General features: G+C 64.6%; 23 protein-coding genes. 9 read left to right on the forward strand and 14 right to left on the reverse strand.

Annotated elements, in window-relative coordinates:
* Window positions 1-67 precede the first annotated feature (67 nt).
* The 3 genes from ACHMWQ_RS11995 to lptF are packed head-to-tail and all read right to left on the reverse strand — an operon-like array spanning window position 68 to window position 4,872.
* On the reverse strand, window positions 68-2,473 hold the full coding sequence (locus tag ACHMWQ_RS11995; protein WP_396307636.1) for an LPS-assembly protein LptD: 2,406 nt from the start codon (window positions 2,471-2,473) through the stop codon (window positions 68-70).
* A gap of 35 nt (window positions 2,474-2,508) precedes the next feature.
* Window positions 2,509-3,681, reverse strand: coding sequence for an LptF/LptG family permease (locus ACHMWQ_RS12000; RefSeq protein ID WP_396307637.1), 1,173 nt, complete (start codon window positions 3,679-3,681; stop codon window positions 2,509-2,511).
* A 3-nt stretch (window positions 3,682-3,684) separates the two neighbouring features.
* On the reverse strand, window positions 3,685-4,872 hold the full coding sequence (gene lptF / locus ACHMWQ_RS12005; protein WP_354548306.1) for an LPS export ABC transporter permease LptF: 1,188 nt from the start codon (window positions 4,870-4,872) through the stop codon (window positions 3,685-3,687).
* A 307-nt stretch (window positions 4,873-5,179) separates the two neighbouring features.
* Between lptF and ACHMWQ_RS12010 the strand changes: the two genes are divergently transcribed.
* Complete coding sequence (locus tag ACHMWQ_RS12010; protein ID WP_396307638.1) at window positions 5,180-6,697, forward strand: leucyl aminopeptidase; 1,518 nt, start codon at window positions 5,180-5,182, stop codon at window positions 6,695-6,697.
* Between the two features lie 67 nt (window positions 6,698-6,764).
* Window positions 6,765-7,214 carry a DNA polymerase III subunit chi gene (locus ACHMWQ_RS12015; RefSeq protein ID WP_396307639.1) on the forward strand — a complete coding sequence of 150 codons (450 nt, stop codon included), beginning with the start codon at window positions 6,765-6,767 and terminating at the stop codon, window positions 7,212-7,214.
* A gap of 253 nt (window positions 7,215-7,467) precedes the next feature.
* On the opposite strand, the gene ACHMWQ_RS12020 is transcribed toward ACHMWQ_RS12015, so the two are convergent.
* The 3 genes from ACHMWQ_RS12020 to ACHMWQ_RS12030 all read right to left on the reverse strand — a co-directional run bounded on the left by ACHMWQ_RS12020 (window position 7,468) and on the right by ACHMWQ_RS12030 (window position 10,888).
* Entirely contained in the window at window positions 7,468-9,354 is a 1,887-nt protein-coding gene (locus ACHMWQ_RS12020; RefSeq protein ID WP_396307640.1) for an ATP-binding cassette domain-containing protein, read from the reverse strand.
* A 68-nt stretch (window positions 9,355-9,422) separates the two neighbouring features.
* Window positions 9,423-10,244, reverse strand: coding sequence for a DUF4344 domain-containing metallopeptidase (locus ACHMWQ_RS12025; protein ID WP_396307641.1), 822 nt, complete (start codon window positions 10,242-10,244; stop codon window positions 9,423-9,425).
* Window positions 10,245-10,372: 128 nt separating this feature from the next.
* Entirely contained in the window at window positions 10,373-10,888 is a 516-nt protein-coding gene (locus ACHMWQ_RS12030; protein WP_396307642.1) for a DinB family protein, read from the reverse strand.
* Window positions 10,889-11,064: 176 nt separating this feature from the next.
* Here ACHMWQ_RS12030 and ndk point away from each other — a divergent pair, with 176 nt between their 5' ends.
* Entirely contained in the window at window positions 11,065-11,487 is a 423-nt protein-coding gene (ndk, locus tag ACHMWQ_RS12035; RefSeq protein ID WP_266332209.1) for a nucleoside-diphosphate kinase, read from the forward strand.
* A gap of 116 nt (window positions 11,488-11,603) precedes the next feature.
* Here the strand turns inward: ndk and ACHMWQ_RS12040 are convergent, their stop codons facing one another.
* The 5 genes from ACHMWQ_RS12040 to pgsA are packed head-to-tail and all read right to left on the reverse strand — an operon-like array spanning window position 11,604 to window position 14,260.
* The gene (locus ACHMWQ_RS12040; RefSeq protein ID WP_396307643.1) at window positions 11,604-12,224 is read right to left on the reverse strand and encodes a glutathione S-transferase family protein; all 621 of its coding nucleotides are present in this window, start codon (window positions 12,222-12,224) and stop codon (window positions 11,604-11,606) included.
* A 45-nt stretch (window positions 12,225-12,269) separates the two neighbouring features.
* Entirely contained in the window at window positions 12,270-12,932 is a 663-nt protein-coding gene (locus tag ACHMWQ_RS12045; protein ID WP_396307644.1) for an HD domain-containing protein, read from the reverse strand.
* On the reverse strand, window positions 12,929-13,393 hold the full coding sequence (locus ACHMWQ_RS12050; protein WP_396307645.1) for a molybdenum cofactor biosynthesis protein MoaE: 465 nt from the start codon (window positions 13,391-13,393) through the stop codon (window positions 12,929-12,931). The genes ACHMWQ_RS12045 and ACHMWQ_RS12050 overlap by 4 nt, the downstream gene beginning before the upstream one ends.
* Before the next feature lie 7 nt (window positions 13,394-13,400).
* A complete protein-coding gene (moaD, locus tag ACHMWQ_RS12055) occupies window positions 13,401-13,652 on the reverse strand; it encodes a molybdopterin converting factor subunit 1 (protein ID WP_354548322.1) in 252 nt (83 codons plus the stop codon).
* The gene (gene pgsA, locus ACHMWQ_RS12060; RefSeq protein ID WP_354548324.1) at window positions 13,649-14,260 is read right to left on the reverse strand and encodes a CDP-diacylglycerol--glycerol-3-phosphate 3-phosphatidyltransferase; all 612 of its coding nucleotides are present in this window, start codon (window positions 14,258-14,260) and stop codon (window positions 13,649-13,651) included. The genes moaD and pgsA overlap by 4 nt, the downstream gene beginning before the upstream one ends.
* A 204-nt stretch (window positions 14,261-14,464) precedes the next feature.
* Between pgsA and ACHMWQ_RS12065 the strand changes: the two genes are divergently transcribed.
* Both ACHMWQ_RS12065 and ACHMWQ_RS12070 read left to right on the forward strand, forming a co-directional pair.
* Entirely contained in the window at window positions 14,465-14,830 is a 366-nt protein-coding gene (locus ACHMWQ_RS12065; RefSeq protein ID WP_396307646.1) for a diacylglycerol kinase, read from the forward strand.
* Between the two features lie 82 nt (window positions 14,831-14,912).
* A complete protein-coding gene (locus ACHMWQ_RS12070; protein WP_354548326.1) occupies window positions 14,913-15,176 on the forward strand; it encodes a DUF3297 family protein in 264 nt (87 codons plus the stop codon).
* 20 nt (window positions 15,177-15,196) lie between these two features.
* Here the strand turns inward: ACHMWQ_RS12070 and ACHMWQ_RS12075 are convergent, their stop codons facing one another.
* The gene (locus tag ACHMWQ_RS12075) at window positions 15,197-15,961 is read right to left on the reverse strand and encodes a rhodanese-related sulfurtransferase (protein ID WP_396307647.1); all 765 of its coding nucleotides are present in this window, start codon (window positions 15,959-15,961) and stop codon (window positions 15,197-15,199) included.
* A gap of 139 nt (window positions 15,962-16,100) precedes the next feature.
* On the opposite strand from ACHMWQ_RS12075, the gene ACHMWQ_RS12080 reads away from it, so the two are divergent.
* The 4 genes from ACHMWQ_RS12080 (at window position 16,101) to ACHMWQ_RS12095 (ending at window position 19,179) form a co-directional block, all read left to right on the forward strand.
* Entirely contained in the window at window positions 16,101-17,147 is a 1,047-nt protein-coding gene (locus ACHMWQ_RS12080) for a Tim44 domain-containing protein (RefSeq protein ID WP_396307648.1), read from the forward strand.
* 87 nt (window positions 17,148-17,234) lie between these two features.
* Window positions 17,235-17,942 (forward strand): HAD family hydrolase, encoded by a 708-nt coding sequence (locus ACHMWQ_RS12085; protein ID WP_396307649.1) that lies wholly within the window; start codon window positions 17,235-17,237, stop codon window positions 17,940-17,942.
* Between the two features lie 256 nt (window positions 17,943-18,198).
* Window positions 18,199-18,618 carry a VOC family protein gene (locus ACHMWQ_RS12090; protein WP_396307650.1) on the forward strand — a complete coding sequence of 140 codons (420 nt, stop codon included), beginning with the start codon at window positions 18,199-18,201 and terminating at the stop codon, window positions 18,616-18,618.
* 36 nt (window positions 18,619-18,654) lie between these two features.
* Entirely contained in the window at window positions 18,655-19,179 is a 525-nt protein-coding gene (locus ACHMWQ_RS12095) for an opioid growth factor receptor-related protein (RefSeq protein WP_396307651.1), read from the forward strand.
* A gap of 15 nt (window positions 19,180-19,194) precedes the next feature.
* Here ACHMWQ_RS12095 and uvrC read toward each other — a convergent pair whose 3' ends face one another.
* Entirely contained in the window at window positions 19,195-21,243 is a 2,049-nt protein-coding gene (gene uvrC, locus ACHMWQ_RS12100) for an excinuclease ABC subunit UvrC (protein ID WP_396307652.1), read from the reverse strand.
* The gene (locus ACHMWQ_RS12105) at window positions 21,207-21,971 is read right to left on the reverse strand and encodes an SDR family oxidoreductase (protein ID WP_396307653.1); all 765 of its coding nucleotides are present in this window, start codon (window positions 21,969-21,971) and stop codon (window positions 21,207-21,209) included. Before ACHMWQ_RS12105 ends, uvrC begins: the two co-directional genes overlap by 37 nt.
* Window positions 21,972-22,155: the final 184 nt, after the last annotated feature.

The following is a 22,155-nucleotide window of genomic DNA, read 5'->3' on the forward strand; positions in this document are numbered from 1 at the left end:
CCCTGCCGCCACGGGAGGCGTTCATTTCGACTGGATAGACCCTGCAAATCCGGCGAAACCATGAAGATCAATTGCTGGTGTTGTTGCTCGTCAGCGATCCGACGTCGCTATGCAGCTTCGTACCGCCCAGAGTCCGCAGTTCCAGGCGCACCATCAGCTGCTTGGAAGTCTGCAGATCGGTGTAGTCCTGACGGATCTCGCTGTAGGCGATCGAGAAGGTCGTGCACTCGTCGTCATAGGCGATGCCGATGCCGCTGGATGCCAACTGGTCGCCCTCGATGTCCCAGGCGACCGAGCCGAACACGCGCCACGTGTCGGTCATCTGCCAGGAGGCCTTGCCGCTGATCGTGTCGGTTCGTGAGTCGTTGCCGATCGCGGGCTGCTCGCGCAGGAACAGGTAGGAGGCGGAGGCTGTGAGGTCGCCGAACTTGCCGGTTGCCGTCAGCTCGGCGCGGTTGACGTCCAGGTTCTCGTTGTCGAAGCGGCCCCGCGCCGTCAGGAAGTAGCCATAACCGGTATCGAGCGTGACGCCGGCGACGAAGTCGGAGACATCCGTCTCGAGGCCGGAGACGGCGCCGGTCGCGGTCAGGTCCTGAACCGCGAAGGAGTTTTCGCCCGCGACCTGGTAGGACTGGCCGACGACACCCTGAATGGTGGCGAGTTGGCCGATGCTGGCGAGATAGCGGAAGCCGACATTGACGCGGGTACCGCCTTCGATGCGGTCATAGCCAGAGAACTTGTCCCAGTCGAACAGGCTGGAATCGTCGAACACCAGGCTCTGCGCGTCTTCATTCGGCAGCTGGCCTGCCATCGGCTCGTTCGGGCGAACGATCATCTGGGCGACCGGCTCGAACAGGAAGCTGGAGGAAAGGCCGGCGGCCATGATCGGCCAACGCCATTCCACGCCGACTGCCGGCATGCCGCGGAAATAGCTTCCGTCGTCATTCAGGCCGGCGATGATCTGGTCCTGGTTGAGATAGTAGCCGTCGCCGCGCAGGTAGCCGAACGGCTTGAAGACCATGCCCAGCGGGCCGATCATGCTGCGCTGCCACGTCACCTGGGAGCTCAGGCGATTGTAGTTGCCCGAGAGGCCGAGAATGTGCGCGTCGTCCTGGAGCTGGCCGTTGAGCACGCCCTCGGCGACGGTGATGCCGTTACCGTCATTGTTGACGATGTCGGTTTCGTCGCGCGACAGGCTGGTCAGGTTCGACTTGATCGACAGCTGGCCACCGAGAACCGAGTTGTCAAACAGGTAGCTGTGGTCGATCACCGGGTGGACGATCGCCTGCCGGCCTTGGTCGTACTTGATGTCCTCGTCGTTCGTCAGAACCTGGAAATACAGCATCCGCGCATCGAAATAATTGCGCTCGCTGATGCCGGTCAGGTGGACGTTCGAGACGTTGATGTCGGTGTTGGTCGACAGCAGGCTGTAGTCGCGGCTGAACGTGCGGTCGCTGAGCAGCGTCGCGTCCCAGCCCACGGTCCAGTAGCGGTTGAGATAGAACTCACCCTCGGTCTTCACGCCGCCGCGGAAATCCTTGACGCCGGAATTGCGGGTTCCCTCGTCGTAGAAATCATCGGGGTTGAGCTGGTTGATGCCGGCCATGCGCAGCGAGTACTGGCCATATTCCAGCCGGTGCCGCCATTCGACGTCCGCCAGGAAGCCCTGGTTGGTGTACACGGCCGGGGCCAGCGTCAGGTCGTAGTTCGGAGCCAGCGCCCAGAAATAGGGCGTCTGGATGAAGGCGCCGAGGGTCTTTTTATAGCCCGCGGACGGGAACAGGAAGCCGCTCTTGCGCTTGATCGTCGGATCGGGCGCCGAAAAAGCCGGGAAATAGGCAATCGGCATGCCGAGGAATTCAAGCGAGGCGCGCTTGAAATAGACCATGTGCTCGTTGTGATCGACGATGATCCGGGCGGCTTTCACCTGCCAGATCGGCGCCTTTTCGGGGCGTTCGCGGCAGGGTTCGCAGGCGGTGTAGACGCCGCGATAGAAGGTGGTGGTCTTGCCCTGGTCGCGCAGCGCCTTCTCGGCCGCGAAATGCGTCTGCGTCGGCGTATCGAGCCGGAGCGCATTGACGAAGCCGGTGGCGAAGTCGTCGGTGATGTCGATGGTTTCGGCGGTGATGACCGCGCCGGTCCTGTCGACGATCTTCACGCGCCCTTCGGCGCGCATCTTCTTGTTCTTCTGGTCGTAGGTGACGCGGTCGGCTTCCAGCGTGTAGCCGTCATAGTAGATCTTGACCTTGCCGACGGCCGCGACGGCGGCCTTGTCGTAGTCATAGACCAACTGGTCGGACTCCAGCACCATCTGCGCGTCCTTGGCGGGACGCGGCAGGTTGTCGGCGCCGAAGCCAAGCGTGCCGGGTGCGGACTGCGCGTAAGCGTTGTCGACCGGTGCCGTCAGCGCAAGGCCAAGGCCAAGCGTTGCCGCGACGAGCAGGGCACCCAAGCCACGAACAGCGCGAGACACCGCGCCGCGCCTCTGGAGAGGAACGGAAACGACCATCATCCGTCCTCCCGATGCAGAAGCACTGTGACACTTAACAAGGTGGCGACGATGGCTGGAGTCCAAGCGGCAATCATCGGTGACACGACGCCGCTCCTCCCCAATCCCCTCGCCAATTCCGTGACAACATAAAGCACGAAGCCCACAGCGACACCAGTCAAAATCACTTGCCCCAGATCCCTGGAACGGGAGAACCGGAGCGACACCGTGGCCGCCACGAAAACCATGGCGAGGAAGAGCAGCGGCTGGGCCAGCAGCGACTGGAACTGCATTTCGTACGCATCACTCGGGACTGCTGATTTCTTTGAAATTTCAATGAGTTCTGGCAAGGACCAGAACGAGACTGTCTCAGGGTCCGCCAGCCTTTGGCTGACCTGATCGGCGTTGAGATCGGTGGGCAACCGCACCTCGGGCTGCGGCGCGGGACGGGTGCCCGGACGGGTCACGGTGGCGTTGCGGAACACCCAGTCGCCGTCCTCGAAATCAGCTGTGGATGCATCGATTCGATGGTCCAGCGAGCCGTCGGTCTTGAACACGAAGGCCGACGCGTCGACGAGCGAAAGGCCGCGATTCAGGCTCTGCTTGGCGCCGATGATCGACGAGCCCTCGCGCCCCGTCTGCCGCATCCAGATCGTCCAGTCGGACGATGATTCGGGTGTCGAGCCCACATCTTCGGGCATGGACGGGGCCGGAGCGGGGGCTGGCGCCGCCGGTGGGGCCGACTTCGCCTCCAGCTTCATCCGGTTTTGCGCCAGCTCGTTGGCGAGCAGGATCGAGCGCTGCTTCAGCTCGGTCGAGACCGGGTTGAAGATCGTGGTCGCGAACACGCCGATCATCACCGCAACCAGGCCGGCCGGCAGCAGGAACTGCCAGGCAGAGACGCCAGAGGCGCGCGCGACCACCAGTTCGAGCTGTCGATTGGCCATCACGAAGGCGGCGATCGCAGCGAACAGGATGGTGAAGGGCAGGGCCCTTTCGATGACGTTTGGCACGCGGGCCAGCGACACCATCAGGTAGAGGAATGCATCGAACCCTTCGCGGCGCGCGGCGCGGCGGGCGAGTTCGAGATAGTCGATGAACGCCATTAGGACGAAGACGACGATGAAGATGATCAACGCCGTCTTGGCGAAGCGCTTGGCGAAATAGAGACTGAGCGTCGGACTGCGGAACATGGCTTAGGTCCGGCCCCCTGCCGATGGGCGTGGACCAATCCTGAACCGATTGGCGATTCGTTGCACGAACTCCGTGGCCATCGAGGCGATGCTGTCGGAGGCGGAGAAGCGGAACGAGCTGTAGACCGCGATCAGCGACAGCACGATGAAACCGAGCGGCAGCGCATAGAGCGCCGGGATCAGCCGCGAATCGTTGGCGGCAAGGCTGGCGAGGATCAAGCCGCCGATGCGTACGCCGGTGGCGATGGCGATCGTGCCGAGAACTACCAGGCTGCGGCCCTGCCGGGTGGTCTGGGCCTGACCGAGCGCGGCGACGGGAAGGATGGCGAAGAAGAGCGCGTAGAGCGGCGCCGAAAGGCGGTCATGCAGCTCGGACAGGAAGGCGCCGGGGCGCTTCTGGTATTCCGGGTCGTTGGGGTTCGGCGACAGCAGATAGAGCGTGCTGCGTTCGGACGCCGTGTAGTCGGGCAGGCTGGTGCGGCTGCCGAAGGTCGAGAGATCGAAGGCGTAGGATTCGAATTCGATGATCGACATCGAATTGTTGGTCTCGGACTTCTGCTGGATCGTACCGTTCTGCATGATCAGGAAGGTGCCGAGCGGGTTCTTCAGCACGGCGCCGCGATTGGCGATGTAGACCGAGGTCTGGTCGGGCTGGCGGCCGTCCTGGATGAAGATGCCCTCCAGCGTGCCGTCCGGCTTGCGGTCCTTCACATGGAAGACCAACCGGTTGCCAAGTTCCATGAACTGGCCTTCGCGCACGAAGCTGGTGATCAGGTCGGCATTGATGCCGGTGAGCAGGCCGCGGAAGGCCTGCAGCGACAGCGGCACCAGATAGAGCGACATCGAGCCGACGATGATCGCCGTGATCAGCCCCATCGACAGCGCCGGCTTCAGCAGCCGCGTCTGCGACGCGCCGCTGGCGTTGATGACGACGAGCTCTGAATCGGCATTGAGCTGGTTGAAGGTGTAGATCGCGCCGATCAGCAGGGCCACGGGACAGACGATCAGGAGAAGGCCCGGGAAGATCAGGCTCGACACGCGGAAGAAGGTGACGAAGTTCTGGCCCTTGCTGGTGATCAGGTCGAGTTCGCGCAGGGCCTGGCTCAGCCAGACGGTGCCCGACAAGCCGCAAAGGCTCAGCAGGAACGCCGCGAACATTCGTTTGAAGATGTAGCGCTCGATGAGCTTCATCTTGGTTTCGTCAATCCTCGAACTCTGAACGCCAAACGATGACAGCCCCCGCCGGGGCTGCGCGATATCTCGGTCTATCTCCTCATCAATCCGACGTCCGACCGTCCATGGGTGAACCAATTGGGTGAATCAAACGCGAAAGAACATTCTTAATGAAGCGTAAACGTCTAGCTGGAACCCGCGCCACTTGCCAGAGACGCAGCCGGTGGACAGATTGATCATCCTCTGGGTGTGGCTTTACCCACGCACCCCCTGTCCCTGACAGCGCCGTCCGGCGCCTGCCGTCCTTGCCCTGCGAGACCTAAAAATGAGCCAAAACCCTGCCGTTTCGTTCCACAAATCTGTCTCGGCCGAGAGCGGAACGCTGGTCGTCTTGACCGACGAGACGCTGAATTTCGGCCCGGAGACGAGTGGATTGGGATTCGCCGATCTGTTTCGAAAGGCCGCAGGGACGGCAGATTACAAGGGCAAGACGCTCGGCACGCTCGACCTGCTCGCGCCAGCCGGCCTTCGCTTCGACCGGCTGATCGTCGTCGGCCTCGGCAAGGCGGAAGAACTTGTGGAAGGCGACTGGTCGCGCCTCGGCGGCACGATCCAGGGCGCTCTGCGCAAGGGCGAGCAGGCAACCCTGCTGGCCGAGCGGCCGGACGGAACGCTGGTCTCCGGCGAGCAACTGGCCGAGATCGGCATGGGCGCGGTGCTGCGGGCCTATTCGTTCGACCGCTACAAGAGCGGCAAGAACGACAAGGAAGGGAAGGACGGCGACAGCGGCAAGGCGTTCAAGGCGCATGTGAAGCTGGATATCGTTGGCGGCGAAGCGAGCAAGGCAAAGAAGGCCTGGGTCGCGCGTTCGGCCATCGCGGAGGGCGCCATCCTGGCGCGCGAACTGGTCAACGAGCCGGCCAACGTGCTGGGACCGGTCGAGTTCGCGGAAAAGGCGGCGGCGCTGGAGGCGCTGGGCGTCACCATCGAGACCCTGACCGAAAAGCAGATGAAGAAGCTCGGCATGCGGGCGCTGCTCGGCGTCGCGCAGGGCTCGGTGCGCCCGCCGCGCCTGGTCGCCATGCACTGGAACGGCAACAAGTCCAAGGACAAGCCGATCGCCTTCGTCGGCAAGGGCGTCGTCTTCGATACCGGCGGCATCTCGATCAAGCCGGCCGGCGGCATGGAAGACATGAAGGGCGACATGGGCGGCGCCGCCGCCGTGGTCGGCCTGATGCATGCGCTGGCCTCGCGTAAGGCCAAGGCGAATGTTGTCGGCATCATCGGCCTCGTCGAAAACATGCCGGACGGCAATGCGCAGCGCCCCGGCGACATCGTCGAGGCCGCGTCCGGCGTGACGATCGAGATCATCAACACCGATGCCGAAGGCCGGCTCGTGCTCGCCGACGCGCTCTGGTACGCGCAGAAGACCTATGAGCCGAAGGTGATCATCGACCTGGCGACGCTGACCGGCGCCGTTCTCGTCGCGCTCGGCAGCGACCATGCCGGCCTGTTCGCCAATGACGACGCGTTGGCGGCAGCCCTGTCCAGGGCCGGCGAGGTGACGGGCGAGAAGGTCTGGCGCCTGCCGCTCGGCGCTGCCTATGACAAGCTGATCGAATCGAAGTTCGCTGACATCAAGAACACGGGCGGCCGTCATGCCGGCTCGATCACGGCGGCGCAGTTCATCCAGCGCTTTATCGACGATGGCGTCGCCTGGGCCCATCTCGACATCGCCGGAACGGCCATGGGTTCGCCCCAGAGCGAGATCAACCGCTCCTGGGCTTCGGGCTGGGGCGTGCGCATCCTCGACCGCTTCGTGGCCGACAATTACGAAGGCTGATCTGCTAGAAGGTCAGGGCCGGCCGCTCCGAGCGCCTCGGGGCGGCCGGCCTTTTTGAGAAGGCACGATGACCGAAGTCCTGTTCTACCATCTGCAGCAGCAGCCGCTCGAAACGCTCCTGCCGGGACTGCTGGAGAAATCGCTGGAGCGCGGCTGGCGCGTTGTCGTCGAGGCGGGTTCGGTCGAACGCTGCGAGTCGCTGGATGCGCTGCTTTGGACCTATGGCGAGGACAGCTTCCTGCCGCATGGCCTCTGGCGCGATCCCGACGCGGCGCAGCATCCGGTTCTGATCACGCCGGAGCCGGGCAATCCGAACGGCGCCAATGTCCGCTTCCTCGTCGCAGGCGCCTCAGCGGGCGACCTCTCGGGCTATGTCCGGGTGGTGCTGATGTTCGACGGCAACGACCCCGATGCGCTGGACGCGGCGCGCGCGTCCTGGAAGCGCGTCAAGGCCGAGGGCCATGACGCGACCTACTGGCAGCAATCCGAGCAGGGCCGCTGGCAGAAAAAGGCGTGATCGCCGAGGGCGTCCAGCGCTACGCCGAGGACAGTAACATTAGTACCCAAAGTCCGTCATCCTGAGGTGCTTTGCGCAGCGAAGCCTCGAAGGAGGTTCCAGAGATCGCCTCTGGACGCGAGATCAATCGCCTGCCGGCAGGACAAGGCGGACGGACACGGGAGACCACTGGACCCTCCTTCGAGGCCCGGCAAAGCCGGGCACCTCAGGATGATGGTGCGGTCCCGCTGCGTTGCCACTCTTCCGAGAAAGCTCAGACCGCCTCGGCTGCCGCCTCATACTCCGCCGACATTTCCAGCCAGCTCTCTTCCCGCTCGCCGAGCGCTTTGACCGCGTCGGCGCGCTGCTTGGCCAGCGTCGTCGCCTTGGCCGGGTCCTTGGCGTAGAGGTTCACGTCGGCCAGCGCGGTGTCGAGCTTCTGAATCTCTTTCTGAAGCTTTTCCATCAAGGATTCGGTTTCCTTGATCTTTTTCCGCAGCGGGGCGAGCTCGGAACGCTTGGCGGCCGACTCGCGGCGGCGATCTTGGGCCGTGTTCTTGGACGCGTCACCGTCGCTCTTGGCCGACGAGGTATCCGGTCCCTTCACGATCAGCTTGCGATAATCGTCCATGTCGCCGTCGAAATTCGACACCGTGCCATCGGCGACCAGCAGAAGCCGGTCGACGGACGCCTCGATGAGATGGCGGTCATGGCTGATCAGGATCACCGCGCCAGGATAGTCGTTCAGCGCCTGCACGAGCGCCTCGCGGCTGTCGATGTCGAGATGGTTGGTCGGCTCGTCGAGGATGAGCAGGTTGGCGCCGCGGAACGTCGCGATGCCGAGCAGCAGGCGTGCCCGCTCGCCGCCGGAAAGCTCGCGCGCCGGCGTATCCATCTTGGCGGTCGGGAAGCCCATGGAGCCAACGCGGGAACGCACCTGGGCCTCGGTCGCGTCCGGCATCAGCATGCGGATGTGCTGCACGGCGGTTTCGGCCGGGCGCAGATCGTCGAGCTGGTGCTGGGCAAAGAAGGCGATATCGAGCTTTTCCGCCCGCCGCATCGCGCCTGTGAGATTGGGCAGGCGGCCGGCGAGCAGCTTGGCGAAGGTCGACTTGCCGTTGCCGTTGGCGCCCAGCAGGCCGATGCGATCCTCGACGTCGATGCGCAGGTCCAGCTTGCGCAGGATCGGCTTGCCTTCCTCGTAGCCGACCGAGGCGTTGTCGAGCGCGATGATCGGCGGAGCAAGGATCTTGGCCGGCGGCGGGAAGTGGAACGGCGTCACGTCGCTGTCGACGATGCCGGCGATCGGCTGCATCCGCTCAAGCGCCTTCATGCGCGACTGCGCCTGGCGCGCCTTCGACGCCTTGGCCTTGAAACGGTCGACGAAGGCCTGCAGGTGCTTGCGCTGGTCGTCCTGCTTCTTCTTGAGCTTCAGCTGCAGCGCCTGCTTCTCGCGACGCTGGCGGTCGAAGCTGTCATAGCCGCCGCGATAGATCGTCAGCTTGCCCTGATCGAGATGGACGATCATGTCGACGGCGCGGTTCAGCAGGTCGCGATCATGGCTGATCAGGAAGACCGTGTGCGGATAGCGCGCGACATAGTTCTCCAGCCACATCGTGCCTTCGAGATCGAGATAGTTGGTGGGCTCGTCGAGCAGCAGCAGGTCCGGCTCCGCGAACAGCACGGCGGCGAGCGCCACGCGCATCCGCCAGCCGCCGGAAAAGGCGGAGCAGGGGCGAAGCTGGGCTTCCGCATCGAAGCCGAGGCCGGACAGGATGGTGCCGGCACGCGCTTCGGCGGCATGCGCGCCGATATCGGAAAGGCGGATCTGGATCTCGGCGATACGGTGCGGGTCGCTCGCATGCTCGGCCTCGGCCAGCAGCGCCGCGCGCTCGGTATCGGCGGCCAGCACGAAGTCGATTAGCGATTGCTCGGTGCCCGGCGCTTCCTGAGCCACCTGGCCGATGCGGACGCCACGCGGCAGGCCGATCGAGCCGCTCTCCGGCGCGATCTCGCCGGTGACCAGCTTGAACAGGGTCGTCTTGCCGGTGCCGTTGCGGCCGACGAAGCCGGCCTTGACCCCGTCGGGCAGGGCAATGGTCGCCCCCTCGAGGAGCGTACGGCCGGCGATGCGATAGGTGACTTCATTGACGTGCAGCATGGCCGGCTATGTGCCGTGCCTAGCCGCCGGAAGCAAGCGCGGCGCGCGAAGATGTCGCCGGCAAAGGCTCAGCGGCCCTGAATGTCGCGCACGATCAGCTCGGCATGGTAGCTCGACAGCTCGTAGCACAGCACGATCTCGTTGCGGCCGGGGTCATAGCTGGAGGTGACGGCGCCGCAGCTCTTGGCGCGCAGCGTCGGCGGCTTCGCCAGGGTGAAGTCGTTGGCGAGGCGGGTCGCGACTTCCTCCAGAACCTTGTTGTCGTGCAGGATCGTCAGTTCCGCGACTTCGTTGCCGGTCGGCGGCTCGTAGACGACGGGAATGACCGAAAGCGGCGCGCCTGGCTCGCGCTGCACCGGCTTCAGTGCATTGGACCAGAGCGCGCGCTTCTGCTGGTAGGAAGCCGAACAATTGGCGCGGGTCGCCGGCGTCAGGGCGGCAGCCTCCGCGATATCGGCGAAATCCTTGGGGTTCGAGCCGACCATGTTGCAGACGATCGCATTGGCGCGGTCGGCGTCGACCGAATGCCGGTCCGGCAAGCCGATCGCGTCCGCGCCGGCCGAGGCGGTCAGGTGGTTCGAAAGCATCCAGCTGTCGACCGCGTCGACCAGGGTCTGGTCGCCGGCGCCGGTCCGGGGCTCGAGCAGCGTCATCACGGCGAAGTCGTCCGCGGTCTGTTCGCCGCCCGCTGCGTCGACGCCGAGGCGCTCCATCATCATGTGGCCGGCCTGATGGTAGAGCGCGAAGACGGCATTGCCGACGACGAAATCCACCACTTCCGCCATCTCCGAGTCGGACAGCCCCTGTGGCGCCTCGACGTCCACATTCGGCGTCGCGGCATGCGCGGCGGAAACGGTGAGGGCGAACGCAAGAAGCAGGGGCCGGAACATGGAGACTCGCAGGAACAGAAACAGACGCTCTGAAAACGTGCGCCTCCCCCCCGGCTGAATCAAGCGACCGCCTTCACACACTTCCGATATATTTCGCCCGAACGGTTGTGTCGGCCCGCCTTGCCCGTTCAGCGCAAGCCCATGCCCGACTGGCGCTGAAACAGGATCAGATCGAGGCTCGGGCACGCATCCCGTCCGGCGATCCGCGTCAGGATCACCGTCGCCTGGCCGCGATGGTGGGTCTGGTGATTGAACAGATGGGCGAGGGCGGGGCCGAGCGGCTGGGTGATCTCGACCGGGTTGGTGATCGGACGATAGGTGAACTGGCCCGCGATCGCGGCCGGGTCGAGGCTGTCGACATAGGCGATCAGCCGCGCGTCCTCGCTGGCCCGCAATGCCGCCAGTTCGTCGAGTTCGTCGGTCAGCACCTCGTTGAGCGCGGCATGGACGGGGCCGTCGCCGGAGAAGCGCCGCATCCAGATCCGGTCGGTTACGAGGAGATGGTTGAGCGTCGCGTTGAGCGAGCCGAAGAAGGCGCCGTGGTCGGCGAGATAGTCCTCGCGCGGCAGCGTGCGCGCCGCGTCATACAGGCGTTCGTTGGCCCAGCGGTTATAGGCGGCGAACATCTCGAAATGCGGCTTCATGACCTGGTCCTTCTCCCCGGTCGCGAAAACGTCGCGTTTATCAGGTCAGTATGGCTGACATTTTTGCGTCACGACAGCGGTGCCGAACCCGTCGCTGCCCTTGCCCGGTCCCTGCGGCAAGGCTATACAGCGCCACCCAATTATCCCGTTTCAAACGATATGACAGGACTGAAGATATGGCGATCGAACGCACCTTCTCGATGATCAAGCCCGACGCGACCCAGCGCAACCTGACCGGCAAGATCACCGCCAAGCTGGAAGAAGCCGGCCTGCGCGTCGTCGCTTCCAAGCGCGTCTGGATGTCCCGCCAGCAGGCCGAGGGCTTCTATGCCGTCCACAAGGATCGCCCCTTCTTCGGCGAGCTGGTCGAGACGATGACCGCTGGCCCGACCGTCGTTCAGGTTCTGGAAGGCGAAGGCGCCATCCTGAAGAACCGCGAAGTCATGGGCGCGACCAACCCGGCCAATGCCGATGCCGGCACGATCCGCAAGGAATTCGCCCTGTCGATCGGCGAGAACTCGGTCCACGGCTCGGACGCTCCCGAGACGGCTGCCCAGGAAATCGCTTACTGGTTCTCGGGCATCGAGCTCGTCGGCTAATTCGCCGAACCAGCAGACATCTGAAAATGGCCGGGCTTGTCCCGGCCATTTTTGTTTTTGAAGGTCGGTATTTCCACCTCCCTGAGGGAGAGGTGAAAGAAGACGCATGGGCTGACTCAGCTCAGCCCGATCATCACGGTCTTGCGGAACGCTTGGCGCTCGGTGAGGCGGGAATACCAGGCCGCGAGATGCGGCAGGTCCGGCCGCTCGATCGGCATCTCGAACCAGGCATAGGCGAAGCAGCCGAGCGGAATGTCGCCCATCCCGAACGACGCGCCGCTGAACCAGGGCTGCGTCGAAAGCGCCCGGTCGGCGATAGCGAAGACCGACGCGCATTTTTCCTGGCCGGAATGGATCGCCGTCATGTCGCGCTTCTCCGGCGGCGTGCGGATGAGGCCCCAGAACACGTCGCGAAACGGGGCGGCGAGGCTGGTCGACGCGAAATCCATCCAGCGGTCGGCCCCGGCTCGCTCGGTCGGCGACTCGGGCGCCAGCGTGCCGGAGGCGTAGCGGCTCGCCAGATAGCGCACGATGGCGTTCGATTCCCACAACACGAAATCGCCGTCGCGGATGGTCGGCACCAGCCCTGTCGGGTTCATGGCGCGATATGCGGCATCGCCGGTCCCGCCAAAGCTGCCGCCGACGGGGATCCACTCATAGAGAAGGCCGATCTCCTCGGCGCACCACAGCACCTTCTTGACGTTGGTCGAATTGTTGCGGCCCCAGATCGTGAGCATGAAACGTTTCCTCTCTATGGCCCGCGCCTCGCAGAAGGGGCAGCCTCAGATCTCGTCCAGAAATTCGTCCAGAAACCGGCGCAGGCGCGCCTGCCGCAATTTCGCGAGCCGTGTCCCGGCCGCAGTCTGGAACCCCGCGGCGAGCTTGAACAGCTTGTTCTCGAAATGGTCGATGGCAAAGCGCTTGTCGTCGAGCGGACGGAAGGCGGCTTCCGGATCCGTGGGATCATAGAGCGCGCTGCCCATTCGTCCGGCGACATAGAAGCAGCGCGCCACGCCGACCATGCCGATCGCGTCGAGCCGGTCGGCATCCTGCAGGATCCTCGCCTCCAGCGTCTCGGGGACGATCCCGGCCGAAAAGCTGTGGGCTTCGATCGCATGCGCGACCGCGGCGATCCGTGCATCCTCCCAACGCAGCGCGCGCAGCACGCCTTCCGCCTTGTGGGCGGCCAGGCGCGACGCCTGGGCGCGCAACGGGTCGTTCTTCTCGACGGAAACGCAGTCATGCAGCAACGTCGCGGCGGCGACGATATCGGCATCGCCGCCTTCCTGCGCGAGGATGGCGGCGGCGTTGCTCCAGACCCGTTGCAGATGCGCGATATCGTGCGAACCGTCATCGCCGGAGGTGGCGTGCGGCAGGAGGGCTTCCGCCAATGCCTGATGCGGCGCAAAGGCGCCGCCCTGGCCATTCGAGAGAGTAGGGTTCAATCGGGGGTGTTCCAGCGCTCTTCGGCGTCGTCGTCGGACTGGCGGGCCGAGACCCAGGAGACCGCACCCGCCGCCGTGTGTTCCTTCTTCCAGAAGGGGGCGTGGGTCTTGAGGAAGTCCATAACGAATTCGGCCGATTCGAACGCCGCGTGCCGATGCTTCGACGCCGTCACCACCAGGACGATGGTCTCTCCCGGCCGGACCGTGCCGTGCCGGTGCAGGACGGTGATGTCAGAGATTTCCCAGCGGCCGGCCGCCTGCTCGGCGATGCGCTGGACCTCGTTTTCCGCCATGCCCGGATAATGCTCGAGTTCCAGAGCCTCGAGCCTTCCGTCCTCGTCGCGGCAGAGGCCGGTGAAGGTTACGACCGCGCCGATATCGCCGCGCCCCGCCGTCACCTTCTCGATCTCTGCCGTGATGTCGAGCGGTTCGGCAACGATCGCAACGCGGACATTGGCCATGGCGAGCCTAGCCTCCGGTCATGGGGGGGAAGAGCGCGACCTCGCGCACACCGGCGAGCGATGCGTCGTGATCGGCGTGGTCGTGGTCAAGCGCGACCCGGATCGTCGCGGATTCGCCGAGCGCAAAATCATAGGCGTCGCCGCGCGTCCGCAGCCAGCCGAGCAGGTCCTGGACCGTCTCGACGTTGCGAGGCGGCTCCACCGTCTCCTCCGCCATGCCGATCCGTTCCCGAACCCAGGCGAAATAGACCAGTTTCACGGCTCTTCCTCCAGGATATGGCTGAGCCCGGCGCGGAAATAGTCGTAGCCGGTATAGAGCGTGACGATCGCCGAGGCCCAGAGCAGGACAAGCCCGATCATCGTCGTATAGGCGAAATAGACGTTCCCGGCCGGTCCGGCGAGCAGGAAGGCGATCGCCACCATCTGCAGCGCCGTCTTCCATTTGGCCAGGCGCGAGACCGGCACGCTGACGCGCAGCTCCGCCAGATATTCGCGCAACCCCGAGACGAGAATTTCACGCGAGAGGATGATGAGCGCGGCCCAGAGCGACAGGCCGTCGATGGTGCGTTCGAACACCAGGGCCAGAAGGCAGGCGGAGACGAGAAGCTTGTCGGCGATCGGATCGAGCATGCGCCCGAGCGAGGATTGCTGCTTCCAGATCCGCGCCAGATAGCCATCGAGATAGTCGGTGATGCTGGCGAGGACGAACAGCGCGAGAGCGGTCCAGCGCCAGGTATCCTTGCCGCCGACGACGCAGAACACGACGAGGGGAACCGCGAGAATGCGGCCATAAGTCAGGATGTTCGGAAGCGAGAGCAGAAGCGCCCGCTGCGGCCGTCTGACGTCGAAGGTGCGAAGTTCGCTCATGTCTATCCTGAACCCTCTCCCTCATATTGCACCCACGCCCCGCCCTGCCAAGGCGTGTCGGCAAGTTTGGCGCGGATGCGATGCGGGGAGAGGCAATCGCGGGGAATCGCGTACATGATATCGTGTCGCGGGAAAATTGCGCCACTGCGGAAGAGTTCAAGAAGACTAGCCACGGGTTGTGGCGCGGATGGGACGGAAACAAGCATGCGGGCCTGGATCGATCATTTCTTCTCCGCCCTGCGCTGGTCGAGCGCCGGGGTGGCCGATCTGTTCCGCGGCGAGAGGGCCGCTCGCATGGAACTGGCGGCCGGGATCGTTGGCCTAGTGTGGGTGGTGGCGATCGGGCGATCGCTGGCCGAAATCGGCGTTTATCTCGTGCTGGTCTTCGCAGCGCTCGCCGTAGAGGCGCTGAATACCGCAATCGAGGAAATCGTCGATCGCATCTCGCCCGAGCAATCCGAATTTGCCCGCCGCGCCAAGGACCTCGGCTCGGCCGCCGTGATGTTCATGCTGGTGGGAACCGGCCTCTATCTCGTGCTGTTGACGGTCGCGGCCGCCATGGGCCGGTGAGGCCCCGGCTCAGGCGGGTTGGCAGGACCGTGCCGCCCCGCTATGTCTCCCGGCCAATGCTTCTCGATTTGAAGGCTTCATCATGACCGACACGCTGCCCGACCGTCTTTCCAACGACCCAAAGAGCCCTTTCCATGACGAGGCGCTGCTCGAGCGCGGCATCGGCATCCGCTTCAATGGTACCGAGAAGAACAATGTCGAGGAATATTGCATCAGCGAGGGCTGGGTCCGCGTCGCCGCCGGCAAGGCGCGCGATCGTTTCGGCAACCCGCTGACGATCAAGCTCAAGGGCGTCGTCGAAGCCTATCTGCGCGGCGACCCGGCCGACACCGAAGACGCCGGCTGAGCCGACGCTGCGACAAAGGGCTAAGGCGTCTCGCCTTCGCCCTCTTCGTCGGCCGGCGCGCGTTCGACCAGTCCATGGCCGAGCGCGACCCGCTCGTCGAACACGAAGCACTCGCCCTGCCAGAGGCTCTGCTCCGGCGGGATGGTTTCCAGATATTTGAGGATGCCGCCCTTGAGGTGGAACACCTCGGCGAAGCCCTGCGACAGCAGGTAGGAGCTCGCCTTCTCGCAGCGGATGCCGCCCGTGCAGAACATGGCGACCTTCTTGTTCTTCTCGGGGTCGAGCGTACGGCTGACGAAATCCGGGAACTGCGAGAATTTCCGCGTTTCGGGATCGAGCGCGCGCTCGAACGTCCCCATCTTCACTTCGAAGCGGTTGCGCGTATCGACGACGATCACGTCGGGATCCGAGATCAGCGCGTTCCAGTCCTCCGCCGCGACATAGGTGCCGACCTGCTTCGTCGGATCGACCTGCGGCTGCGCCAGCGTGACGATTTCCTTCTTGAGCCGGACCTTGAGCCGCTTGAAAGGCATGGCACTCGCGCTGGAGAATTTCAGCTCGAGATTGTCGAGCCGGCCGCCGAACAGGGCGCCGGTGGTGATCTCGGCGATGACGGCGTCGATGCCGTCGTCCAGCCCGGCGATCGTGCCGTTGATTCCCTCGGGCGACAGCAGCAGCGTTCCGCGAATTCCGTGCGTCGCACAGAGTTCGAGCAACGGCGCGCGCAGGTCCTCGAAGTCGGGAAGTGCTGCGAATTGATACAGGGCGGCAACCTTATGTGTCATGCGGCGAGGCAATAACACGATGTCGCAAGCGACGAAAATGCAAGAATGACGCGGCTCACCTCTAAACATAGGCTGGAATCGTTCCTACATGCTGACCGAGGGCCCGAGAAGGCTCGCTATCTTACAAAAGGGACGAGATATGTTTTTCGGCAAGCGCACACCGGCTTTTCTGGCGATGATTGGCATCGCCACGGCGATGAGCTTCGCTGTTGTGGATGTTGCGGACGCCCGCCGGGGCGGTAGCTTCGGCAGCCGTGGCACGCGCACCTTCCAGGCTCCTGCTGCCACGCAGACGGCGCCCAACGCCGCTCAGCCCGTGCAGCGTTCGATGACGCAGCCGGGGCAGGCGACGAACGCCGCGCGCCCCGCCGCGCAGCAGGCATCGCGTCCCGGTTTCCTGGGCGGTTTCGGCGGCTCGATGCTGGGCGGCCTGTTGATGGGCGGCCTCATCGGCATGCTGCTGGGCAATGGCCTGGGCGGCATGGCGGGAGCGTTCGGCTTCATGCTGCAGTTCGCGCTGCTGGCGATCGGCGCCATGTTCCTGTTCCGCTTCCTGGCCAATCGCAACCGTCCGGCGGGCGCCGCAGCCGGCGTTGCCGGTCCGGCTCCCCGGATGGCGGGCGGCATGCCCAATGTCGACGCGCCGTCGCGTGAAGCGCCGGCGTCCACCGCTCCGCGCAGCGGTCTGGGCGCCGGCCTCGGCGGTTTTGGCGGCCTGGGTGGCTTCGGCTCCGGCGCCAAGGCGGCTCCCCGGCCGGCCAATGCCATGAATGCGAATGACGAAGTCGGCATCACGGGCGGTGATCTCGAGGATTTCCAGCAGCTTCTCGACGATGTGCAGGGCGCTTTCGGTCGCGAGGACTATGCGGCGCTGCGTTTGCGCACGACGCCGGAGATCATGTCCTACCTGTCCGAGGAGCTGAGCCAGAACGCGACCAACGGCCAGCGTAATGACGTCACGGACGTCAAGCTGCTGCAGGGCGACCTGGCCGAGGCCTGGAGCGAGGATGGCACGGACTACGCAACTGTCGCCATGCGCTACGAGAGCCGGGATGTCATGCGCGACCGGGCGACCGGCGCGATCCTCTCCGGCAATGCCGACGAGTTGACGGAGACGACCGAGCTCTGGACGTTCGCACGCCAGTCTGGCGGCGAGTGGAAGCTCTCTGCTATCCAGGAAGCCTGATCGACCCAGGCTGAACCGAAGCGACAAAGCGGGTCGGCATGTCTGCCGGCCCGCTATTTTTTTCTCTGCTGAATTTCGGGAGATGCAATGCCTTCCAGCCCCTCGCTCACCGCCATCGGCTTCGATGCCGATGACACGCTCTGGCAGAACGAGCAGTTCTACCGGCTGACGGAGCAGCGCTTTCTCGACCTGTTGGCCGAGCATGGCGACCGGGAGGATATTGCGCGTCGGCTGAACGAGGCGGAGCGGCGCAACCTGAAGCTCTATGGCTTTGGCATCAAGGGTTTCACCCTCTCCATGGTCGAGACCGCGATCGAGCTGACCGATGGCCGCATTCCGGCGACCGCGATCCGCGAAGTCCTTGCCGCCGGCCGCGACATGCTGGTCCATCCGGTCGAGACGCTGCCACATGTGCGCGAGACCCTGGAGCAGCTTTCCGGCCAGTATCGCCTGATCCTGATCACCAAGGGCGATCTGTTCGACCAGGAGCGCAAGCTGGCGGCGTCCGGCCTCGGCGAACTGTTCCATGCCGTCGAGATCGTCAGCGACAAAAATGCGGCCACCTATCAGCGCATCTTCACCCGCCATGCCGATGGTCCCGCCAACAGCATGATGGTCGGCAACTCGCTGAAGTCCGATATCGTCCCGGCGATCGAGGCCGGCAGCTGGGGCGTCTACGTGCCTCATGACCTGACCTGGTCCTTCGAACACGTCGATGCCCCCGTCGACGCCCCGCGTTTCCGCGAAGTGCCGCATCTGGGCGAACTTCTGCCGCTGCTCTCGAAGCTGGACTGAAGAGGCGCATCCTGTCGGCATGGAAGGGCGAGGCAGCCGGTGCCTCGCCTTTTGCTATGGCGGGCGGGCTGGGCGGGGAGGGGGGGGGGCTGCCGGCGGGACCTTGCGCCCGCTCAGGGCGGTGTCCTGGGGCGCATGAGAGGTATCGTCTACCCCTGCCTACGGGGAGGAATGGGCCGCCGGGAACAATCCGACCCTTTGCCGGGTTGCTTTCCATGCGGGCGTCCTTGTCTGCAAGGGAGACTGGGAGGAGGCCATGGCCAAAGTTGTCGGGATCGATCATCTCGTCATTCGCGTAAGTGATTTCGAGCGATCGAAGGCGTTCTATGACCGGCTCTTCACGTTTCTCGGCTTCGAGGTGTTGGGCGAATATGGCGACGCAATCGGCTGGACCAATGGCAAGACCCGCTTCTGGATCGGCGAGGCGGATGAGGAAGGCAAGAAGCATCCGCACCGCATCGGCAATATCGGCTTTCATCACTACGCGTTTGAACTGCGAAGCCGGAAGGATGTCGATGACCTCGAGGCCTTTTTGAAGCGGGAGAGCATTCCCATCGTCGACCCCGCTGCCGAATATTACGAGGATTACTACGCGGTATTCTTCCTCGATCCTGACGGGCTGAAGCTGGAAGGCATGAAATATGGCGAACGAGGATCGGCCGACGGCGATGGATGAGGTCCATGGCCGGAAAGCCCGGCGGGAGCCCCCGGCATGACGGAGTCAGCCCTGGTGCGCTTCCATGCCGGTGTGGCGACCGACAGCCGGGGTCGGCGGATCCAGGAAATCCTCGACTGGAACGACGACCAGTTGGAACGGGTCCATGATTATATCCAATGGCTCTTTCCGCTGACCGAACGGAGCGCGTTCAATCCCGGTGCGCCGATCCTCACCGCGACGGATATTGCAGCCTTCCGGCAGCGGCCCGACCTTCGGGCGTCCCTCCATAAGGCCTTCCTGCGCCTGCTCGCCTTTTACGGCTTCGCCGAGACTTCCGGAGATCGCGACATACACATCATCCAGGCGCCCGACTTTCCGCGCCGGTCGCAGAACTGGGCGAGGCCGGGCAACCACAATCTGCTGCGCATCAGCCGCATTCTCCGCGCCATGACCCAATTGGGATTGCAGCGCGAAGCACAGGCCTTCCTGGCGGCGCTCGAAGCGCTGAATGCGGAAGACCCGGACAGGTTTGGCGCCGTGACGTTGCGCTACTGGCGGAATGCGGTCTCGCCAGGCTGACGAGACCGTCGCTAGCTAGCCGGACCGGTCGCCATTGTCGTGGAAGAAATCATAGATCGCGCGCGCCATCTGTTCGGATATGCCGGGCACGCCGAGCAGATCCGGCACACTCGCCCGGCCGACGGCCTTGGCCGTACCAAAATGGGCCAGCAGGGCGCGCTTCCGCGTCGGACCAATGCCGTCGATTTCGTCCAGCGGGCTCTTGGTGAGCGCGACCTTGCGCTTGGCGCGATGCGTGCCGATGGCGAAGCGGTGGGCTTCGTCGCGCAGCCGTTGAACGAAATAGAGCACCGGGTCGCGCGGCTGCAGCATGAAAGCCTCGCGACCGGGCACGAAGAATTTCTCCCGGCCCGCGTCGCGGTCCGGTCCCTTGGCGATGCCGATCAACGGCACCTGGTCGGTCAGTCCCAGTTCGTCGATGATCGATTTCGCCGCCGACAACTGGCCCTGTCCGCCATCGATGAACACCAGGTCCGGCCATGGGCCGAACCCGTCCTCGTCGCGTGGCGCCGCTTCGCGCGAGCCGGCCTCCTTGACGAGGCGGGAGAAGCGCCGGGTCAGCACCTCGCGCATCATGCCGAAATCGTCGCCCGGCGTGATGTCCTCCGAGCGGATGTTGAACTTGCGGTACTGGTTCTTCACGAAGCCGTTCGGCCCGGCGACAATCATGCCGCCGACGGCATTGGTGCCCATGATGTGGCTGTTGTCGTAGACCTCGATCCGGCGCGGCGGGCTTTCGAGGCCGAACGCGGCGGCGACGCCTTCCAGAAGGCGCGCCTGGCTCGACGTTTCCGCCAGATTGCGGCCGAGCGCCTCGCGCGCGTTCAGCAGCGCATGATCCACCAGATCCTTCTTCTCGCCGCGCTTCGGCACGGCGATCTCGACCTTGTGCCCGGCATGCTCGGAAAGCGCCGCGGCGATCAGGTCCATTTCCTCGACCTCATGGCTGAGAAGGATGAGCGAGGGCACGGGCTTGTCCTCGTAGAACTGCGCCAGGAACGCGCCGAGGATTTCGGCCGCGTCGAGGCTCTTGTCGGCGCGGGGATAGAAGGCGTGGTTGCCCCAGTTCTGGCCGGTGCGGAAGAAGAATACCTGCACGCAGTTCTGGCCGCCTTCCTGATGCACCGCCAGCACGTCGGCCTCGTCGACCGATTGCGGGTTGATGCCCTGGTGCGACTGGACATGCGATAGCGCGGCGATGCGGTCGCGATAGATGGCGGCGCGCTCGAAATCGAGATCGGCGCTGGCCGATTCCATGGCGCGGGCCAGGTCGGTTTTGATCACGGACGACTTGCCGGTCAGGAAGCCCTTGGCTTCACGCACGAGCTCGGCATAGTCGTCGAGCGCGATCTCGCCGGTACAGGGCGCCGAGCAGCGCTTGATCTGGAACAGCAGGCAGGGCCGCGTCCGGCTTTCATAGACCGAATCCGTGCAGGTGCGGATCAGGAACGCCCGCTGCATGGCGTTCATCGTCGTGCCCACCGCGCCGGCCGAGGCGAAGGGACCATAATATTCTCCGCCACGGCTGCGCGCGCCGCGATGCTTCACCAGCTGCGGCGCTTCGTGGTCGGTGATCAGGATATAGGGAAACGACTTGTCGTCGCGCAGCAGCACATTGTAGCGCGGGCGCAGGCGCTTGATCAGGTTCGCTTCCAGCAGCAGCGCTTCGGTCTCGGTCCGCGTCGTGACGAATTCCATCGTTGCGGTCTGTTGGATCATGCGGATGATCCGGTTCGACTGCATGCCGATGCGCGTGTAGCTGGTGACGCGCTTCTTGAGGTTCCGCGCCTTGCCGACATAGAGAACGTTGCCGCTCTGGTCGAACATCCGGTAAACGCCTGGCGCATTGGGCAGGCGCGTGACGAAATCGGCAATCACCGACGCGCCCTGGCCACGCGACAGGAATTCGCCGCCCGCCTCGAAGGCGGTCTCGGCCGATGGCGCTTCTTCCGGCGCGACCGGGACCGCAGCGGAATCGCCTTCGATCTCGGGCTCGGGCTTGTCGATATCGTGGGGAGGCAGGGTGTTCACTCGTTGATGCCTACGACGTCCGGCGTTTCCCATGCAAGATGCTGCCCGCCATCGAGCGCGATCATCTGGCCGGTGATGGAGCGTGTTTCATACAGATATCGTATCGTCCGACCGAATTCGCAAAGGTCCGGGCCGTGACGCAACAGCACGGCTTCCGCCTGCTTGCGGAATTCGGCCGGATCCTGGCGTGGCGAGGGCAGGGTGGGGCCCGGCCCGATGGCATTGACGCGGATGCGCGGCGCCAGCGCCTGGGCCAGAGTCCGGGTCGCGGTCAGCAGGCCGGATTTCGACAGCTGATAGGAAACGAAGTGCGGCGTCGTCTTCCAGGCGCGCTGGTCGATCATGTTGACGACCAGCCCGTCCCGGTCGGCCGGAATCTGGGCGGCGAAGGCGTCGGCGAGGAAGACCGGCGCGGCAAGGTTGACCGCCATCTGGCGCTGGAAGCGCTCCGGCTCGAGCGAGCCGATGCCGTCCGCCTCGAAGATCGAGGCATTGTTGACGAGCAGCGTCAACGGTCCGAGCGCTGCGGCAGCCTTGGCCGGCAAGGCGCGCGCGGCGTCGAGATCGGCGAGGTCCGCGGTGACCACGGCGGCGCGGCCGCCCTGTTTGCGGACATCCTCGGCCAGCGCCTCGGCCACGTCGACCGAACTCCGGCAATGGATGGCGACGGCGAAGCCGCTTTTCGCGAGGTCCTCGACGATGGCGCGCCCGATTCGCCGCGCGCCGCCGGTGACCAGCGCGATGCCCTTTTCGTCCGTCATTCTGCCTGCCGATCGTGCGAATCCATGGGACTGCGAAGATAGGGTGGCGGGGCCATTTCGGTAAGCCTTCATTAGGCTTGGTTAAATGTGGTCAACACCTGCGTCGACACCATGTCAGAGGGGTTAACGCGAAAAGGTTCCATTCGCTAAAATTGTCGTTAAATCAGGTGGTTAACACCGATTT

It is taken from the genome of Kaistia sp. UC242_56 (genome assembly GCF_044452255.1).
In the GTDB taxonomy this organism is placed as follows: domain Bacteria; phylum Pseudomonadota; class Alphaproteobacteria; order Rhizobiales; family Kaistiaceae; genus Kaistia; species Kaistia defluvii_A.

Excerpts from the sequence above, each read along its gene's own strand:
- ACHMWQ_RS12000 (WP_396307637.1), bottom strand. The coding sequence starts at position 3,681 with ATGTTCCGCAGTCCGACGCTCAGTCTCTATTTCGCCAAGCGCTTCGCC.
- lptF (WP_354548306.1), bottom strand. The coding sequence starts at position 4,872 with ATGAAGCTCATCGAGCGCTACATCTTCAAACGAATGTTCGCGGCGTTC.
- ACHMWQ_RS12010 (WP_396307638.1), top strand. The coding sequence starts at position 5,180 with ATGAGCCAAAACCCTGCCGTTTCGTTCCACAAATCTGTCTCGGCCGAG.
- ACHMWQ_RS12015 (WP_396307639.1), top strand. The coding sequence starts at position 6,765 with ATGACCGAAGTCCTGTTCTACCATCTGCAGCAGCAGCCGCTCGAAACG.
- ACHMWQ_RS12020 (WP_396307640.1), bottom strand. The coding sequence starts at position 9,354 with ATGCTGCACGTCAATGAAGTCACCTATCGCATCGCCGGCCGTACGCTC.
- ACHMWQ_RS12025 (WP_396307641.1), bottom strand. The coding sequence starts at position 10,244 with ATGTTCCGGCCCCTGCTTCTTGCGTTCGCCCTCACCGTTTCCGCCGCG.
- ACHMWQ_RS12030 (WP_396307642.1), bottom strand. The coding sequence starts at position 10,888 with ATGAAGCCGCATTTCGAGATGTTCGCCGCCTATAACCGCTGGGCCAAC.
- ndk (WP_266332209.1), top strand. The coding sequence starts at position 11,065 with ATGGCGATCGAACGCACCTTCTCGATGATCAAGCCCGACGCGACCCAG.
- ACHMWQ_RS12040 (WP_396307643.1), bottom strand. The coding sequence starts at position 12,224 with ATGCTCACGATCTGGGGCCGCAACAATTCGACCAACGTCAAGAAGGTG.
- ACHMWQ_RS12050 (WP_396307645.1), bottom strand. The coding sequence starts at position 13,393 with ATGGCCAATGTCCGCGTTGCGATCGTTGCCGAACCGCTCGACATCACG.
- pgsA (WP_354548324.1), bottom strand. The coding sequence starts at position 14,260 with ATGAGCGAACTTCGCACCTTCGACGTCAGACGGCCGCAGCGGGCGCTT.
- ACHMWQ_RS12065 (WP_396307646.1), top strand. The coding sequence starts at position 14,465 with ATGCGGGCCTGGATCGATCATTTCTTCTCCGCCCTGCGCTGGTCGAGC.
- ACHMWQ_RS12070 (WP_354548326.1), top strand. The coding sequence starts at position 14,913 with ATGACCGACACGCTGCCCGACCGTCTTTCCAACGACCCAAAGAGCCCT.
- ACHMWQ_RS12075 (WP_396307647.1), bottom strand. The coding sequence starts at position 15,961 with ATGACACATAAGGTTGCCGCCCTGTATCAATTCGCAGCACTTCCCGAC.
- ACHMWQ_RS12080 (WP_396307648.1), top strand. The coding sequence starts at position 16,101 with ATGTTTTTCGGCAAGCGCACACCGGCTTTTCTGGCGATGATTGGCATC.
- ACHMWQ_RS12085 (WP_396307649.1), top strand. The coding sequence starts at position 17,235 with ATGCCTTCCAGCCCCTCGCTCACCGCCATCGGCTTCGATGCCGATGAC.
- ACHMWQ_RS12090 (WP_396307650.1), top strand. The coding sequence starts at position 18,199 with ATGGCCAAAGTTGTCGGGATCGATCATCTCGTCATTCGCGTAAGTGAT.
- ACHMWQ_RS12095 (WP_396307651.1), top strand. The coding sequence starts at position 18,655 with ATGACGGAGTCAGCCCTGGTGCGCTTCCATGCCGGTGTGGCGACCGAC.
- uvrC (WP_396307652.1), bottom strand. The coding sequence starts at position 21,243 with ATGGGAAACGCCGGACGTCGTAGGCATCAACGAGTGAACACCCTGCCT.
- ACHMWQ_RS12105 (WP_396307653.1), bottom strand. The coding sequence starts at position 21,971 with ATGACGGACGAAAAGGGCATCGCGCTGGTCACCGGCGGCGCGCGGCGA.